Below are 16,627 nucleotides of genomic sequence, written 5' to 3'. Positions count from 1 at the left end.
ATAACAATAAAGCTAAGCAAGATTAAATGCAGGATTTTCTTTTTTATCATAATATCTCTGAACCTCCATCATTATTAATTTATACTGATGCTCAATTTCAGCATTTGCGATATTTCTATATTTCTCATATAACGCTACACAATGGATAATATCTGTTTGATTTTTTATTTTGACGGCTTCCCTCAAACAATGCATCAGCTGCTTCAGACCTTCTGGATATTCACAACGATTGAGATGGTAGATGGTCCGTTCAAGTAAAAACGTGATGTACATATCTAATTCCACCTGTTCAGTATATCCCTTTAATCGCGTAACTTCTGAAGTAATCTGGTCACTGAACTTGTAGATGATATCATCAATATTATGATCAAATTTATTAGCTGCCTCTAAAATATTTATCATTGCGGGCAGCAATTCCATTTTATTTTGCTCTATATAATTCACGTAAGCCGGCAAAATACCTTGATCTCCCATCATTAACTTATACAGATAGGTATTTGCTTCCGTCCAGCCCTTGAATTTATCAATATAAATCTGATCTTCTTCATCAGGTTCAGCAACTTTTGTTAGACTGGCGTAGAGCTCTGTATATTGTAGAGCTTCTTCGTAGCGTCCTTGTCTCTCACATGCGGAAGACTTCAGCAAATTTGAATATGCTCTATATACAAACAAAGGATATGCCGTTATCCGATCACTTTTATCCGTTTTTTTCTTTGTATAGGATTGCAAAATTTTAGTTTTCTGCTCCAGGTCTTCGGCCAAGTCAAATACCTTGTCCCAGTATCTTAGAGCCAAGTATGTATTCGCCAGGTCTTTTATCGCATCCAACTGCCGTTCCTCATCCAGCCGATTAATATATGGCTCAAAGTGCACAGCGGCCCGCAGGTTATCATGTTGATTCTGACCAAGCGAGAGGGTGAAGATGCGATACTGGCACAGAGCCAGACGTTCCGAATGTTGATATTTCTCACATTCCGCCACACATTCGTACAACATCCGTGCAGCCTTCGTCTGTCCACGTTCAAGCATGCCTTCCGCCATCTCGAACAACTCCGAGATATACGAGCGATCATCCGTCACTTCCTGGATAACCTTATGAATACATTCCAGCTTGTCCAATTCAGCACAGCGTTGCAGGAATGGTTCCAGTCTCCTCCAATGAGGTGCCGATTCCACGAAACATTCAGCCCCATAAATCTCGTAGAAATACCCCTCTTCCAGCTTCATGCCTTGGGTAATCAGATCCAGTTGCGCCATAGCGATGGGCCGAGTCCCCTTAATAATTGCGCTAAGCGTTCCAGCGTTAACTCCCGATATATCGGCAAAATACTGCAGGGTGTACCCCTGTTTCCTGATGTAATCCTCAATATATGAGCGTATCGTAGTTGTAGGTTCCATGTATCCCACCTCCACAATGAAAATCCATAATTTTGAATTTATATGATAAGCACAATTTTAATCCTAAATTTTACAGCGGTCAATAAAAATCGTGGCAATTTCCTTCACATGTATGCAATTATGCCTGATTGTTCCTGCTTATAGAAAAAATCCATTAGAAGAATCCGTGAGAACGTGATACATTTAATCCAACTTACATATCCTAGTATTTCAATAGGATTATACGACACAGGAATTATCAATTCAGTTCGAGGAGAAGGTCAGATGAAATTTGCCTTGTTTAGTCTCATGATGAATCTGCCTAATGCCGTAACCGGGGAAGCTCTGACGACTCAGCAGAAATTCCACAATATATTAGAGCAAGCAAAGCTGGCTGAACGACTGGGATTCGATGCCTATGGAATCGGTGAACGACACGGTGCGCCTTTTCTATCTTCCTCGCCACCTGTCGTATTAACCGCAATAGCCGCAGCAACCACACGCATTCGGTTACTAACCACCGTTACTGTTCTTAGTATACTTGATCCGGTCCGGGTTGCCGAGGATTATGCCACGCTGGATCAATTATCGGGCGGACGGCTGGAGATGATCATCGGGAAAGGCAATGACCCTCGGCACTATCCGCTGTTCGGCATAAGCGAAGAGGAACAATGGGATTCACTTGATGAACGCTATCATTTGCTAAAACGACTTTGGTCTGAAGAGAATGTAACCTGGCAGGGAACGTATCGCACTCCTCTTGAGGGAGTGACCACGTGGCCCAGGCCGCTTCAGCAATCCATCCCGATCTGGCATGGTAGCGCGTCCAGCACGGTCTCGACCGAACTCGCTGCCAAATATGGCGAGCCGCTCTTCACGTCGAATTCTTTTCACCCTCAGGCCAAATACAAAGCGTTAATTGATCATTATCGGGAGCGCCTCGATTATTATGGTCATGATCCGCAGCAAGCCGTAATTGGCTCTGGTGCCGGCAGTCTCTATCTGGCGGATACGGGTGAAGAAGCCATTCGCCGTTATAAGCCATATTATGAAGCGTTCCATGCCACTGCCGCCGCACAGCATAATCAGTCTCCCTTCACCGATCTGGAGGATAACATTGCACGAGGCCCTGCGTTAATCGGCAGTCCGGAGCAGATCATTGAGAAAATTCTGGACTATCATGCCGCTTACGGACATCAGGTGCTGAGTATCAGCGTAGATGGACTGACGCATAGCGAGCAGTTGGAGCAAGTGGAGCGTTTTGCCAAGGAAGTTGCCCCTGTATTACGCCGCGAACTGCCCAGTTCGGTATGGAATGAACCCCCGGTGTTAACCCAGCACTCATCCTTCCTTTCCTCTAATGCTACAGATTCATGGCCCACAGCCATCTCACCTATATTCCAGGTCTAACAATCTCCCACGTACAATATACACGTGCTCCTTCCAGGGTGATTCCTACGAATCGCCCTCTTCCCTCTTCCTCCCAGTTGTATCGCCGCTCTCTCTGTACCTATTTGGCCTGAATGCCTTCAAACAAGGAACGGAGCAACACATCTACAAACGCATCATCCATCGCTTCCCCCGTCACTAACATACGATAGAACACCGGCCCATAGATCAGATCAATGTACAGTCCACTGTCCACCCCTGCCTTCAATTCGCCGCGCTCCACGCCCTTCTCCAGAATTCCCCGAGCTTCACGCCGACGTGGTTGGATATATCTTGTGCGGTATTCTTCGGCAAGCCCTTCATCCGACTGCCCTTCCCCAATAATCTGCGTAATCACTTTTCCTTCCCGACTGGTCAAAAAACGAACCAGATTACTCGCATGTATACGTATATCCTCCAATACCGAGCCTGTATCCGGCACTGGCAATCTTGCCGTTGCCGCAGACATATATCCGTCCATGATAACGGCCCCTTTGTTCGGCCACCATTTGTAGATGGTCGCTTTGCTCACCTGTGCACGTTCAGCAATCTTCTCGATTGTAACCGCCCCGAATCCGTGCTCCAACAACAACTCATACGATGCTGTAAGAATGGCATTCTGGGTTTCCATGTTACGTGGACGTCCTCTTTTGGCAGTCATCTTGAGCCCTCCTGGATGTATAAAGTATATTTAATCATCAGTAATATTCATAAAAACGATACGTTCATTATACTAAAATGCGATGAGTACACACAATTCCATCCTCCGCTCACCTTTTCATCCTCATTAACTTTCTCATTAAAATATGTAGAGCCTATTTACAATACTATACGTTTAGTTTATTATATATTTGTAATTAATGAACACAACGTTTAGTAATTGACGATTTTAATATTAACTGTTTATTGCGAATACAAATGTAGAATTGTGGAGGATGATTATCATGGATATGGATATGGATATGAGACAACAAGTGAAGAAGGCACCTGTGCCCACATGGATTATTTTTTTGTTGGCATCCGCTTGTGGATTGATCGTGGCAAACTTGTATTATGCTCAGACCGTTATCGGACCGATCAGCATAACCACGGGTCTTTCTTCTGCCGCTGCCGGATTGATCGTAACGTTGACTCAGATTGGTTATGTTATTGGTTTGTTATTCATCGTGCCGCTCAGTGACATTACCGAGAATCGGCGTCTGGTCGTGCTTTTCCTCATCGCACTGGTCGTTGCCCTGATTGCTGCGGCTTTCTCACCCACCGCTGTTGTATTTCTGACTGCCTCTCTATTCATTGGTATAGGTTCTGTGGTCGCTCAAATTCTGGTGCCCTATGCGACATATCTTACTTCCGAAGAACAGCGCGGACGGGTTGTTGGCAATGTAATGAGTGGTCTGTTGCTGGGCATCATGCTGGCTCGTCCTGTCGCAAGCTTTATCACCAGCCTCTTCGGATGGCAGACCGTCTTTGTATTCTCCGCCATTGTCATAACACTTCTAATGCTGCTTCTGTCACGTGCTCTTCCTGCTCGCCAGCCTGAACCCACCTTGAAATACGGGCAATTAATCGTGTCCTTGGGCACACTGTTCAGAACGATGCCGCTGCTGCGCCGCCGGGCGTTTTATCAGGCCAGTCTGTTTGGTGCTTTCAGCTTGTTCTGGACCACGGTTCCGCTGAGACTGGCTAACGATTTTGGCATGTCACAGCAAGGCATTGCCTGGTTCGCTCTGGCTGGTGTCGGAGGTGCTATTGCCGCTCCCATTGCCGGAAGACTGGCTGATCGCGGACTAACGCGTATTCTGACGGGTGCTGCCATGGTGATCGCTGCTGCTTCATTCGGTCTTGCCTATGTGTTCCAGAGCCACTCCACGTTTGCATTGATCCTGCTTGTTATCGTGGCAATCACACTGGATATGGCTGTCTCAGGAAATCTGGTGCTGGGTCAACGCATCATCTACTCCTTAGGAAGTGAAGCGAGAGGGCGTGTGAATGGTATATTCATGTCGATCTTTTTTGTCGGCGGTGCGATTGGTTCATCTCTTGGAAGCTGGTCTTATGCTCACGGAGGCTGGAGTCTCACAACGCTGATTGGCCTGATCATGCCGCTGCTCGCTTTGGTGTATTACTTTACGGAAAAGAAAGCGGTAGTTGTCAGCAATGAATAGAATGAATATATCGCTGAATCCGAATAACGGAATAAGGGCAGAGCTAATCATCAAGATTAGCTCTGCCCTTATTGTTGTAATACTCACTTGGCTCCCTGTGACAGGAAGGTATCACTGTTATTAAGATGGATTCATCTACGTATTAGGCTTTACTGTGAAGGGTAACTTGGTACCCGTCTGGATCGGCAAATGTAAAGGTTCGTCCGAATGGTCCATCTATTGGTGCAGATGTAATTTGTACGCCTGCCGCAACAAGCTTGTCGTGGATTTCTTGCGTATCAGGAGCATGAAGCCACAGAGCGACACCAAGTCCTGGCTGAGCACCTGAACCGAGTTCTGTTCCTGGCAATAGGTCACGTAGAGCAAATGCAATAGGCTTGGTTTCAAAGACCACCGCATGAGGTGGTCCCGCCTGTGAGCGTACCAGGCCAAGATAGTTTTGATAAAATTCGGCAGAGCCTTCAAGATTGCTCACTTGAAGTGAAATGAAATCCGGTCCGATTACTGACATAATGTAATGATCTCCTTTATATATGGGGTTGGTTGTTTAGGTTATCTTGATCATACAAGACCGCTCTTGCCAACAGTATGTCAGTAGTGTTTTTACCTTTTTTCGATTTCTTCTCTTACTCGTTTTTTTCTTTTACACCAACACAGGCAGATGCGTAGCTGCATCATACTCCACCAACGGCTCACCGGCATGCAATTTACGCACCAAATCGGGGTTTGCAATAAATGGTCTGCCGAATGCAGCCAGATCTATGCTTCCCTTACCAATCGCGTGCTCTGCGGTCTGAATATCCAGATCCCCCACACCAATGATGATTCCATCCCACTGACTTCGAATCCGCTCGTGAAAGGACTGCTCACCATCCCACGCTTTTGCATAATGATCTGTTGAGGGATGCAAGATCGTAATTCCCGTCTCACGGAACAAGTTCAGATATGCATCGATCATCCCAGCTTTATCTGCCCAAGCATAGGATGCATCATCATCCTTTTTCTCTGAAAATCGTACCGATATGCGATCCACAGGGATCCCTTTTTTTACAGCCACAATAATATCCCGCAGGAACCGCAATCTACCCTCAGTGTCTCCTCCATATTCATCTGTTCTGTGGTTGGTCTTCTCATTAATAAACTGGTCGATCAGATACCCATGCGCAGCATGCAGCTCGATCCCGTCGAACCCTGCCAGAACTGCATTGCGGGCCGCCGTCTGAAAATGCTGAATCGTATCCGCTATATCCTGTGTACTCATCGCTTGGGGCACCTGATACGGCTTATGCAGCTTATGCACTCTTCCCTCTGCCGCAAGGCTGGAAGGTGCCACTGGAGTGGTTCCGATCAGATCGGAATGGGACAACCTGCCGACATGCCACAGTTGAGCAATAATGGTGCCGCCATGTCTGTGAACAGCATCCGTTACCCTTTTCCAAGAAGTCGTCTGTTCATCTGTATATAAACCGGGGATGCCGTAAGTGCCTTTGCCTGCCAGATTCGGGTTAATACCCTCGGTAATGATCAGTCCCACGCCATCTCGGGCACGCTGCTCATAATACGCCACCATCTCATCCGTCACGGTCCCCTCCCGATCATCAGCAAATCCCCGGGTCAACGGAGCCATCACCATTCGGTTCCTTAATTGCCACTGATGAATCGTTACCGGGCTTAATAGTGTTGAACGTGTATTCATGTTATCCATGTCATATCCCTACTCTCTTTGTCATTAGGGATATTGTACGGTGGCTCTGATATATCGTAAAATGATTGAAATATATAGTTGTATCTCTCAGAGAGATACCTGACATCAACATCTGCGGAAGCAATGTAAGTTAATCCACGTTCAGGAGGATACAGCATGGAACTTTCCGATATCGATATTGTTCTCGCGGTGGCACGTTCAGGGAAAATCTCACAGGCTGCCAAAGAACTGAATTACGCGCAATCCAATGTCACTACGCGCATCAAAAAACTGGAGCAGGAATATCGAATCCAGTTGTTCAACCGTTTTCCCAAAGGTGTTGTACTGACCTCCAAAGGAGAACAGTTCGTCCAGTACGCCACACGCATTCACAACCTTTTGCACGATCTGAAGCAGGATATGACCGATCCCGGTGAACCTTCAGGCACGCTGAAAATCGGCATTGTAGAAACGGCGGCATCCAGCCGCTTTATGGAAATTCTGAATGAATATCAAATAACCTACCCGAAGGTGTCCATTTCACTCGTCAACTCCACTTCACCCAAAGTACTGCGCAAGAAAATACAGGACTATGAGATTGATGGTGCTTTTATCAGCGGGGCTTGTGTGAAAGAAGGTTTGAAGGTGGAATACGAGATGCAGGACACCGTTCATATCATCTCCAAGAAGACAGACATACCACCCGAAAGCCTGTGCCAAGTATCGTGGGTTGTTTTCCCCGAGGGCTGCCCGTACCGTGAAATGACCGAAGAATTTTTGCAGGAAGAGAGGTTGTCCGCACGTAATATCATCGAAGTGAGTACGATGGAAAACCTGCTCAGCTGTGTGGAGTCTGGAATTGCTTTTACCATTATGCCGTGCAACGTTATTCACAAGAAACCGGATGATTTCTCCGTATTTGATCTGGCAGATCGCTTTACTCATACCACGACAACCTTTGTCCGCGGTGAGGATCGGTATGTCAGCAGTGCGCTGGATCAGTTCATGAAGCTGCTGAACCAGAAGTGCATTACGTTTTGATATAGATAACTTAGTCCCCCACTTTCAACCGCTGAACTTCTTGATCACTAAATGGACTAGAGCACATTGATCGAGACCATAAAAAAAGAAGGCACAAGGTACTCATTAAGAGTACTTTGTGCCTTCTTACCCTTTATAGCTATTCAATTAACCCTTACTCCACCTTGAATCGCGCAGCCGATTCGGCCAGCTTTTGCGTCAATTGATCGATCGTATCGACCATGTTTGCCAACTGCTGCACCGTGGAAGACTGCTCCATCATGGTTGCTGTTACCTCTTCAACCGAAGCAGATACCTGCTCTCCTGAAGCCGACAAACTATGGGCTGACTCCAGTACAACATCCTTGTTCTGCAACATCTCTTGCATCTGTCCTGCCATTGTAGCGATCTGTTGATTAATGACCGATACCTTCTCCAGAATCACATCAAACGCCTGACGAGTCTGCAAGACAAGCTCATCCTGTCTGGACGAGATGGTGTGAATCTCTGCAACACTTTGGTTGTTCTCGGCGACATCGGCCAGATTCTGCTCGATAATGCTGGAGATTTCCTTGGACTGGCGGGAACTCTGCTCTGCCAGATTGCGAATCTCCTCGGCCACAACCGCAAATCCTCTGCCATGCTCCCCCGCCCGTGATGCTTCAATTGAAGCATTCAATGCAAGCAGATTGGTCTGCTTCGCAATCTGGCTGATGGCTTCCGTGATCTGACTAATACTGCCCGAACTCGTTTGAAGTTTGACGGTAATCTCAGAGATTTTCTCCACTTCCCGTTCGTTCACTTCATTAATACGCATCAGTTCATTCACGACTTCATTCCCATTGTGGAATACCGTTTCGATCTCATCCGCTCTTGCCTTCACATCCTGTGCACTACTGTTCATGGCAGCCACTTTATCGCCAAAGGTGTTGAATTTACTTGCAATCTGCTCGGTATCTTCCGATTGAGCCTCCATCGCTTTTGCAATCCCCATGGACGTCGCCGAGGTCTCATCAATGGATCTTGCCGTCTGTCTGGATGTCTCCTCCAATTCCTGAGTACTGGCCTGAAGGACATGGATTGAATTATTCATATCGGTAATGAGGTTCCTGTTCTGCTCCACCATACCATTAAAGCTCTCCGCCAGATCCTTGAATTCACTGTTATATCTGCCATTGGCCTTAACGGTCAGATTGCCTTGAGCAAGTTGTTGGAACAGCCCGATCAGACGAATGATAGGTCTTGTAATACTACGAGAAATCAGCAATCCCACACCGATAGCCAGAGCAACTCCGATCAAGGTCACGATAAGCATTTGACGTTGGATATCCTCTATTGGGCGCTTGATATCATCATAATCGTCAATAATCACCACGGAGAGATCTGCACCAGGAATCTGATTAATACGATAGTAGATGTCATCTCGATCCATTGAAGTGATTTTCACTTTGTCGGTAGCTCTGGCCTCCATAAGTTCCATGGCTTCCTTGTCCTCTTCCAGCGTTTGTCCCACAATGGAAGGGTCCAGTGAATCATACATGATGATGCCGCTCCGGCTCAGCACTTCAACTCTGCCTTGGGCATTGATTTTAATGTCTCCCAGTTGCCCCAGGAAAAAGCTGCTGTCCACCGACATAGCAAGCACACCCAGGATATTCCCCTGTTCATCGATGATAGGCTCCGAGAATACAATAATGAGCTTCTTGCCAGTCTTAGAGACGACCGCGTCACTGATGAAGGATTTCCCCTGTATAGACTCCTGGAAATATTCCCGATCTCCCCGTGACTGCCCAATGACTTCTGGCATGGTTCCCGCCACCATGGTTCCTTCCTTATCAAACACGAACAGATCTGGCTTGCTTCCTTCCGTTTCCGATATACTGTCGGTCAAGATCGTATTGGCCTTATTGAAATACGGGTTCTCGTCCGAGAAAAATTCTTCATCCGTCATGTCAGTTGTATTACGCAGCTCCAAGAGTTCCTTGAAGGTATTATGTACGGATATCGCATGACTCAATTGTTGCTGAAGTTGCATCGCTGTCCAAAGCCCTTCCCCAAGGCGGTCAGCCATCACATTAATCTCATCCTTGCTTTTCCTGACCACAACATCAGATGAAATCATATAACTTGTGGTCGTTGCACCAAGCAGAACCAAAACAACCAATACACTGATCATGAAAGGCAGTTTGATTTTAAGCGACATATTTTTGATCCTATGCCCTAACCCTTTTCTTTTCCCCATTTCCCACTTCTCCCCACTTCCCTGAACCATATGCATCTGAACGATGTACATACATTATCGGAAAAATCCATAGTAGAATTGATCATTTAGGGAGATATTGCCACTGTTTTCTTTTTTTCTGATAGCAACATAAAAAAATGGCCTGTCAGATCGACTATCCATCTTTGGAATGGATGTTGCCGTTACCTAACAGACCGTTTTAAATTTGGTAATGATTCAATTACGTTTACTTACGCAATCTCCGAGAACTTAGCGCGTGGTGGCCATTCTGCAGGAATGTACTGCGCGTATTCTTCATCTGTTCAATCCGTCGTTCAGCCAGACGATCTGCGGCAACATAGGTTGCGATGCCTTCGGTACGTGAGCTTTCGAATATTTTCTCCAGATTGGAATAGATCTCTCCGATCTTGCTCCATGCTCGATCCGCATTATAACCGTTTAGCTCATCCGCAATGTTAATTACACCACCTGCATTGATAACATAGTCAGGCGCGTAAACGATGCCCATATCATACAGCTGATCCCCATGACGGGTCTCCAGCAGCTGATTATTGGCACAGCCCGCTACAACCTTCGCCTTAAGTGTCTTGAGCGTATCGTCATTAATCGTACCGCCCAGTGCACATGGTGCATAGATATCACACTCCACACTAGTAATGTCTGCGGGATCAACAGCTGTCGCGCCGAAGCGATCCACAGCCTGTTTCACCGAGTCCTTATGGATATCCGTAACGATCAGATGTGCACCTTCCTCATATAGATATTTGCACAGATGCATCGCCACATTGCCGACACCTTGGACCGCTATCGTTTTACCCTCCAGCAGGTCGGTACCAAATGCTTCTTTGGCTGCTGCCTTGATCCCCCGATATACACCCCAAGCCGTTGCAGGTGATGGGTTACCGGATGAACCATAGCTCGGTGAGATGCCTGTCACATAGTCCGTTTCCTGATAGATCAGGTTCATGTCCTCTTCCGTTGTTCCCACATCTTCGGCCGTGATATAACGTCCGTTCAACCCTTGAATATATCGTCCAAACGCTCGAAACATGGCTTCGTTTTTGTCGCGCCTTGGATCTCCGATAATAACGGTTTTGCCGCCGCCCAGATTCAGTCCGGATACCGCATTCTTATATGTCATACCACGGGCAAGGCGCAGGGCATCTTCAATGGCGGCTTCTTCTGAAGCGTAAGTCCACATCCGTGTGCCTCCCAGCGCAGGGCCGAGTGTTGTGTCGTGTATGGCGATAATTGCTTTTAACCCTGAATTTCGATCCTGGCACAGAACCAGTTCCTCATAATCGTGATGCTCCATTGCTTCAAACCAACTCATGTGCTAACCGTCTCCTCCAACCATTTTTGCGATCTAATCGCATTGTTCTCTATTCATTGACCATCCTCTATTGTACCCATGAATACCCAGTTTGTGCAAAATCACATCGCAATGTCAGAGAAACATCGATCGATGTTTCTCTGACATTGCGAGAGCAAAGCTGTCGAATTTCAGATTATAATTCTATCGTCTATCAATAGAAAAACCTCTCTCCCTTACAGGACAAAGGTACACTTCCCTCAACAGCCTCATCTTAATCGCCCCAAGTAGGCCACTTGATCGTTCACATTTAAGGGAGCGTCTCAACCACATTGATTGGATGCAAATCGCCATCTACAGCGAATGAGGCCTGCCCCGTCTCTTCGGAGACAACCAGCACAACCGCATCCGTCAATTCACTGAGTCCCAGTGCTGCCCGATGACGAGTCCCTATTTTTCGTTCATGCACTTCCGCTTGCGACAACGGCAGCACATTACCAGCGGATACAATCTGATTGCCACGAATCAACACAGCCCCGTCATGAAGTGGCGCACCGGGAATAAACAGCGATTCCAGCAACGCATGTGTCACTCTTGCATCCACAGTCACGCCTGAGTGAATGATCGACTCCAACGGAATCTCCCGTTCAATCACAATCAACGCACCATATCTCCGGTCAGATAGATGCTGTACGCTCGATGTTAATTCGGCAAACTTCTCGGTAAAGGGTGACAGATAACAATCCAGATAAAACGAAGAGGCGAGCACCTCAATCTGCTTGATCTCCGCTCGAATCTCTGCAAATTGCCCTAGCAGACAGACACTGTCATTTTCAAAACGGGATAACGTCATGTTCATTCGATCCGCTACACGATGGAGGTCTGCCTTGAGCTTCTGCCTCATCGAGGAACTGTCACAGTCTGCTTGCTGAGTCATCATTCGCCGCCTCCTCTGGTTGGCTTGGGCTTCACGCCACATCATTAGTACCCATACCTTCCCCTCTGGAGCAGATATTTATGCAATGGCAGGGCGGTATGAACTAATCATGTTCATGAATGTAACTGATATAACAAGCAGAAAAAGAGCCTGCCCGCGAAACGAACTTTCCACGGGCAGGCCCTATTCTCGCATTGATTTTGATGTCTACTTCACTTATTGTGCTTTTCCGTATGAACCTGCCTTAAATGTAGTCGGATCATACCATTTGTACCCTGCCGCAGGTGCAGCCCATGGCTCAAGTTGCGGCTCGGTTGATGCAGCCGGAGCTTCCATCGAAAGCAGGCTTGTGGCCGTATCCAATGTCAGTCCTGGCACTTGTGCCAGACTGGTGTAGCTCTCTTTGACCGCAAGCCATTTCACGGTATTCACAAGGAACGTTGCATCATCCACTTCTTTGAATCCATCATAGGTCTTTTTGGTAGCACCGGTCTCTTCACGCAAATATTTCGGAGTCGCGTCTTCCACAGGTGAAGAGTCACCGATAAATGCGGCTTTGCCCGCACCAACCTTTGCAATGGCTGCATAGGCTCCTTCAGCTCGTCCACCACCGTTATATACGCCCTGATCCACGGCATTGCCCCACTTGGACACACCACTTGGTACATACACCAAGCCTTTGGCTTTGTTCGGGTCTATAATCGCAATGGTCGATCCCGCATGCATGGCTACAGAATTAACACCAGCCGTAATGCCGAAGGATTGTGCAGATGGAACGATATCCGATGCATTTACATCTCCAAGGGCATTGTAGCGGAAACGGACACCAAAGTTCGTCGCCAGCCAGTCTGAACTAGTCACACTCTGCATCGCTGGTGATTCGGCTTCAGCCGAAGACATGCCTTTGGCCGGATTCAGGAAGGCACCGCGGCGATAACCGTTGAATACTTCGGAAGAATCCCAGCGGTTTTTGTTGCGGTCTGCATTATAGTGGTCGGAGATGAAGAACACACTTCCTCCGTTCTGCACGTACTGCACCAGCGCAGCCTGCTCTGTCGCTTTGAACGGCACATTGGCTTCGCCAATGACAAAGACGTCGTAATCTTTCAATTTATTATAGGTGATGGCTTGCTCACCGAATGTATACGGGATGCTGCGTTCCAGCTGATCCACGGCAAAGCCTGCGTTTCGCAAACCATTGGCAAAATCCGAAAATGCCCCGTCAATAATCCAGTCGGCAGCACCTGCTGTCTGGGCGTGGGTATTATCAAACAATACTTTTTTGCCGGTACCGTCCGGTAATGTTGTACCTGGGTTCGGTTCTGGATCAGGGTTGGTTGTTCCGGAGGAAAATGTAATGGACGTTGGGTTTTTGACTCCTGCATAGCTGTTGTAGGCACCGAGGGTTCCGGTTACGATGATTTTTTTGCCTACAAGACTGGGGTTGGACGCCAATCCATATTGCGAACGGAAAGATGAGGGAATCTGTACATCCAATAATCTGGCGTTAGTTCGCTCTGACGCTGAATCTGCAATCAGAACATTAAAATCATTGGCGTACGGAGATGTAAACTTCGCGGTAAGCGACCCGGTAGCATGTCCAACAATGATTCCTTCAACCGTTGCTGTTCCTCCACCGCTCTGGGCAGCGATGGCCTGAGATACCGTAAGTGGTGCTGCAGCTTGTACCGGACTTTGCGAACCCGGCCCCAGCAGTGCGGTTGCCATCATGATAAAGACCAGGAATGCCCCGATCCAGTGCTGCCATAACGCCTTCTTCATATTCCCTTTCTCCTCCTCCAAATTACCTGATAATGGGTTATCCTCCTTTAATTTAATTGTTCATATGCTGAATTCCTCTTTCTTTTTGTAAAGTTTATGAAAAAGTTTAGAAGTTGAGTCTATTGGCCCATACTGATTAACAAAAGTATCCCAAAGGAGACCTATATGAAGTTTCTATATTTCTTCTGCTCCTGCTGAATGGCTGGTTCTTGTATCCGTCTGCATATCTCGGTGTATACATTCCCTATGTGCTGTGGATGAGCCTATTTTCAGAAAAAAGTTAAATTCGTTGCGGACTTGGGATTGCATTTTGCCAGCGTTCATTGCATAATGAATATATAAACGTGATAATGATTATCATTCTTGAACTTGTCTCTTTGTAACTTTCTACTGCACATGATTTTACGATTTTATAGATAAAGGGGAACGAACATCGAATGAATACAACTCTGCAAAAGGCTGATCTGCAGCTTGACGATTATTTGGATCTTCTGAACCTGGCAACCAATCTTGGTGATACGAGATGGCAAAAGGAAATTATCCGTAAGCTGGCTTATACTTATCCCGCAGTTCAATGTAAACAACCACAATAGCATTCCACATACATCATAAATCTACATTATGGCTCATGACCGATTCATTCGTTGAATCTGTTATGGGCTATTTTTGTTGTACAATGTAATTGAACTAAACATTTACACGAGAAACGGAGAGGACAGAAATAACCTGAAGAAGCGGAGCTAAAAGCTTTCTGAAAGAAAGCTGCTTCGGAAGCATACATCTCGCCTTTATCCCCGGATTTTCCCTTTGAAAAAGGGTATCCAAAAAATCTGGGGATAACAGCGATCGGAAGGTTGTTCTGTCATCGGAGTGGCAAGTGTAATATTCTTAAGTTCAATTTATATAGGAGGGGTAACAACGATGCAACTGGAGACCGAACGACTCATCATCAGGGATATTCTGGATACAGACTGGGAAAGTATACATAACTACACATCCATGACAGAAGTTACTCAGCACACGGCATGGGGACCAAATACCGAAGAGGATACTCGAGCATACGTGCAGTTTGTGTTGGACATGCAGCAGACAAAACCACGAGAAGGCTATGAACTGGCGATATGTTTGAAAAGTGAGGGCATACTGATCGGTGGTGTTGGCCTTCACATCGAAAACACGAACGCTGAGATCGGTTACGTCCTTAATCCCGTTTATCAGGGAAAAGGGTATGCTGCCGAAGCAGCCCGAGCCATACTTGGCTTTGGCTTCAATACAATTGGTGTACACCGAATTTATGCGAAATGCCGCCCGAACAACAAGGCTTCAGAGAACGTTATGCAGAAGATCGGTATGCAGCGTGAAGGTCTGATGCGAGAGCATTGGTTTTACAAAGGGGAATATCATGATTCGTATCTATATTCGATTCTTGCAAAGGAATATGCACATGAACAATTTCACGGAAACTCAAAAAGCTGACTCCCATATATGGGACGCCAGCTTTTCTTTTCTTTTCTTTTCTTTTCTTTTCTTTTCTTTTCTTTTTCTCCGTAACGACCCCAATCGCCAATGGAGGTGAAGCCTCTGAACAAACTAATTTACAGTCGGCACAGCTCTACCGGACAGCTCGGGAATGTCGGACATCCACACATACAACGCAAGGCTGCCAGATCCCGAATCATCAGTTTGCCGTCCATCATATCCAGCGTACCTTGTTCTTTCCATGCCCCCAGCATCCGCGTTACGCTCTCCCGGGTAGCTCCAATCATCTCGGCAAGATCGGTATGGTTCAGCTTCATGTCCAGCACAATACCATCCGGTGTAACCCTGCCATACGAATTGCTGGCACGGATCAGTGTCGAAGCGAGGGCACCCGCCTTGCCATAGAGCAGCAAATCACGGAATCTCGACTGGGTAATCCGCTGCGACAGTGCCATCCATTGCAAGAATTTCAAGGCAAGGTCGCCATGTTTGCTGAGTATACTTTCCAGATCGCTAAGCGAGATAATGGCCAGTTCCCCTTTTTCCGCCATCTCTGCACTGTAGCTATGATTCAATCCGCCGATGCCACCGAATTCACCGATGAGATCGCCGCTTTGCTGAATGGATAAAATAATTTCCTTGCCATCCTCCGTCGACTTGGTCATTTTCACTCGTCCCGAACGAATGTAGTACAGATATCCGGCTTCATCGCCTTCGAGAAAGAGACTATATCCCGACTTCACCCGTTTGGGTTGCATTTTTGCTTCAATCAGGTCCCATTGCTCAGATGTAACGAACGAAAGGATTCCGCCTGTTTCTCGTGTCATTTTGCCCGCCTCCGTTTGTTTCTGCTCTGCTCTTTGGGTTGTTCTTTCTACAAATACTGTACCCATAACCTTCGTCCCCCTCGGTGATTCCTTATGTATCCATCATACCGCGAAAGTAGCGCGAGGGTTATCGGGGGATTACCTGATCCTTAACGAGAAATTCCCTGAATTTGCTGTGAGAAAAGTCACATTTCACCGATATGTCTCATCCTTCGCATTTCTTCAATCCCTTGGTGCACCTGACTCAGGAGTCCTCCACTGCCCAAGTTCAGTAAATTACGGAACGGAAATAGGGGTTTTCCCTGAATTACAATGTACGAGAAAGGGTCTACAATAGAACTAACATCCTAATACCCTTACTTGGAAGATGATCC

General features: G+C 46.8%; 14 protein-coding genes. 5 read left to right on the top strand and 9 right to left on the bottom strand.

The features are described 5' to 3' along the window. Positions 1–12 precede the first annotated feature (12 nt). On the bottom strand, positions 13–1,398 hold the full coding sequence (locus MHI14_RS29105) for a transcriptional regulator (RefSeq protein ID WP_341131878.1): 1,386 nt from the start codon (positions 1,396–1,398) through the stop codon (positions 13–15). A gap of 264 nt (positions 1,399–1,662) precedes the next feature. Between MHI14_RS29105 and MHI14_RS29100 the strand changes: the two genes are divergently transcribed. Next, the gene (locus MHI14_RS29100) at positions 1,663–2,787 is read left to right on the top strand and encodes an LLM class flavin-dependent oxidoreductase (RefSeq protein WP_091038082.1); all 1,125 of its coding nucleotides are present in this window, start codon (positions 1,663–1,665) and stop codon (positions 2,785–2,787) included. A gap of 100 nt (positions 2,788–2,887) precedes the next feature. Here MHI14_RS29100 and MHI14_RS29095 read toward each other — a convergent pair whose 3' ends face one another. Further along, the gene (locus tag MHI14_RS29095; RefSeq protein ID WP_091038080.1) at positions 2,888–3,466 is read right to left on the bottom strand and encodes a TetR/AcrR family transcriptional regulator; all 579 of its coding nucleotides are present in this window, start codon (positions 3,464–3,466) and stop codon (positions 2,888–2,890) included. Positions 3,467–3,761: 295 nt separating this feature from the next. Between MHI14_RS29095 and MHI14_RS29090 the strand changes: the two genes are divergently transcribed. Beyond that, on the top strand, positions 3,762–4,970 hold the full coding sequence (locus MHI14_RS29090; RefSeq protein WP_091038356.1) for an MFS transporter: 1,209 nt from the start codon (positions 3,762–3,764) through the stop codon (positions 4,968–4,970). 142 nt (positions 4,971–5,112) lie between these two features. Here MHI14_RS29090 and MHI14_RS29085 read toward each other — a convergent pair whose 3' ends face one another. Both MHI14_RS29085 and MHI14_RS29080 read right to left on the bottom strand, forming a co-directional pair. Further along, positions 5,113–5,481 carry a VOC family protein gene (locus tag MHI14_RS29085; RefSeq protein ID WP_091038078.1) on the bottom strand — a complete coding sequence of 123 codons (369 nt, stop codon included), beginning with the start codon at positions 5,479–5,481 and terminating at the stop codon, positions 5,113–5,115. 132 nt (positions 5,482–5,613) lie between these two features. Next, entirely contained in the window at positions 5,614–6,666 is a 1,053-nt protein-coding gene (locus MHI14_RS29080) for an oxidoreductase (RefSeq protein WP_341131877.1), read from the bottom strand. Positions 6,667–6,831: 165 nt separating this feature from the next. On the opposite strand from MHI14_RS29080, the gene MHI14_RS29075 reads away from it, so the two are divergent. Further along, on the top strand, positions 6,832–7,695 hold the full coding sequence (locus MHI14_RS29075; RefSeq protein WP_091038074.1) for a LysR family transcriptional regulator: 864 nt from the start codon (positions 6,832–6,834) through the stop codon (positions 7,693–7,695). A gap of 154 nt (positions 7,696–7,849) precedes the next feature. Here the strand turns inward: MHI14_RS29075 and MHI14_RS29070 are convergent, their stop codons facing one another. From MHI14_RS29070 to MHI14_RS29055, 4 genes are all read right to left on the bottom strand, one after another. Further along, positions 7,850–9,916 (bottom strand): methyl-accepting chemotaxis protein, encoded by a 2,067-nt coding sequence (locus MHI14_RS29070; RefSeq protein ID WP_091038072.1) that lies wholly within the window; start codon positions 9,914–9,916, stop codon positions 7,850–7,852. Positions 9,917–10,142: 226 nt separating this feature from the next. Continuing rightward, complete coding sequence (locus tag MHI14_RS29065) at positions 10,143–11,249, bottom strand: Glu/Leu/Phe/Val family dehydrogenase (protein WP_091038071.1); 1,107 nt, start codon at positions 11,247–11,249, stop codon at positions 10,143–10,145. 289 nt (positions 11,250–11,538) lie between these two features. Further along, positions 11,539–12,168: a sporulation-specific diadenylate cyclase CdaS gene (gene cdaS, locus MHI14_RS29060; protein WP_091038069.1), complete on the bottom strand. Its 630-nt coding sequence runs from the start codon at positions 12,166–12,168 to the stop codon at positions 11,539–11,541. Between the two features lie 213 nt (positions 12,169–12,381). Then, positions 12,382–13,896 (bottom strand): DUF6359 domain-containing protein, encoded by a 1,515-nt coding sequence (locus MHI14_RS29055; protein ID WP_240768295.1) that lies wholly within the window; start codon positions 13,894–13,896, stop codon positions 12,382–12,384. 488 nt (positions 13,897–14,384) lie between these two features. On the opposite strand from MHI14_RS29055, the gene MHI14_RS29050 reads away from it, so the two are divergent. Together MHI14_RS29050 and MHI14_RS29045 are read left to right on the top strand one after the other, a co-directional pair. Further along, positions 14,385–14,540: a hypothetical protein gene (locus tag MHI14_RS29050; RefSeq protein WP_017691064.1), complete on the top strand. Its 156-nt coding sequence runs from the start codon at positions 14,385–14,387 to the stop codon at positions 14,538–14,540. 328 nt (positions 14,541–14,868) lie between these two features. Continuing rightward, on the top strand, positions 14,869–15,423 hold the full coding sequence (locus MHI14_RS29045) for a GNAT family N-acetyltransferase (protein WP_091038066.1): 555 nt from the start codon (positions 14,869–14,871) through the stop codon (positions 15,421–15,423). A gap of 119 nt (positions 15,424–15,542) precedes the next feature. Here the strand turns inward: MHI14_RS29045 and MHI14_RS29040 are convergent, their stop codons facing one another. After that, a complete protein-coding gene (locus tag MHI14_RS29040) occupies positions 15,543–16,319 on the bottom strand; it encodes a Crp/Fnr family transcriptional regulator (protein WP_339311836.1) in 777 nt (258 codons plus the stop codon). Positions 16,320–16,627: the final 308 nt, after the last annotated feature.

The sequence above is a fragment of the Paenibacillus sp. FSL K6-2393 genome, assembly GCF_038002545.1.
In the GTDB taxonomy this organism is placed as follows: Bacteria; Bacillota; Bacilli; order Paenibacillales; family Paenibacillaceae; genus Paenibacillus.
Note: the sequence above shows the minus strand (reverse complement) of the source record. Positions and strands in the feature narration are given on the sequence as shown.

Excerpts from the sequence above, each read along its gene's own strand:
- MHI14_RS29105 (WP_341131878.1), bottom strand. The coding sequence starts at position 1,398 with ATGGAACCTACAACTACGATACGCTCATATATTGAGGATTACATCAGG.
- MHI14_RS29100 (WP_091038082.1), top strand. The coding sequence starts at position 1,663 with ATGAAATTTGCCTTGTTTAGTCTCATGATGAATCTGCCTAATGCCGTA.
- MHI14_RS29095 (WP_091038080.1), bottom strand. The coding sequence starts at position 3,466 with ATGACTGCCAAAAGAGGACGTCCACGTAACATGGAAACCCAGAATGCC.
- MHI14_RS29090 (WP_091038356.1), top strand. The coding sequence starts at position 3,762 with ATGGATATGAGACAACAAGTGAAGAAGGCACCTGTGCCCACATGGATT.
- MHI14_RS29085 (WP_091038078.1), bottom strand. The coding sequence starts at position 5,481 with ATGTCAGTAATCGGACCGGATTTCATTTCACTTCAAGTGAGCAATCTT.
- MHI14_RS29080 (WP_341131877.1), bottom strand. The coding sequence starts at position 6,666 with ATGAATACACGTTCAACACTATTAAGCCCGGTAACGATTCATCAGTGG.
- MHI14_RS29075 (WP_091038074.1), top strand. The coding sequence starts at position 6,832 with ATGGAACTTTCCGATATCGATATTGTTCTCGCGGTGGCACGTTCAGGG.
- MHI14_RS29070 (WP_091038072.1), bottom strand. The coding sequence starts at position 9,916 with ATGGGGAAAAGAAAAGGGTTAGGGCATAGGATCAAAAATATGTCGCTT.
- MHI14_RS29065 (WP_091038071.1), bottom strand. The coding sequence starts at position 11,249 with ATGAGTTGGTTTGAAGCAATGGAGCATCACGATTATGAGGAACTGGTT.
- cdaS (WP_091038069.1), bottom strand. The coding sequence starts at position 12,168 with ATGATGACTCAGCAAGCAGACTGTGACAGTTCCTCGATGAGGCAGAAG.
- MHI14_RS29055 (WP_240768295.1), bottom strand. The coding sequence starts at position 13,896 with ATGATGGCAACCGCACTGCTGGGGCCGGGTTCGCAAAGTCCGGTACAA.
- MHI14_RS29050 (WP_017691064.1), top strand. The coding sequence starts at position 14,385 with ATGAATACAACTCTGCAAAAGGCTGATCTGCAGCTTGACGATTATTTG.
- MHI14_RS29045 (WP_091038066.1), top strand. The coding sequence starts at position 14,869 with ATGCAACTGGAGACCGAACGACTCATCATCAGGGATATTCTGGATACA.
- MHI14_RS29040 (WP_339311836.1), bottom strand. The coding sequence starts at position 16,319 with ATGGGTACAGTATTTGTAGAAAGAACAACCCAAAGAGCAGAGCAGAAA.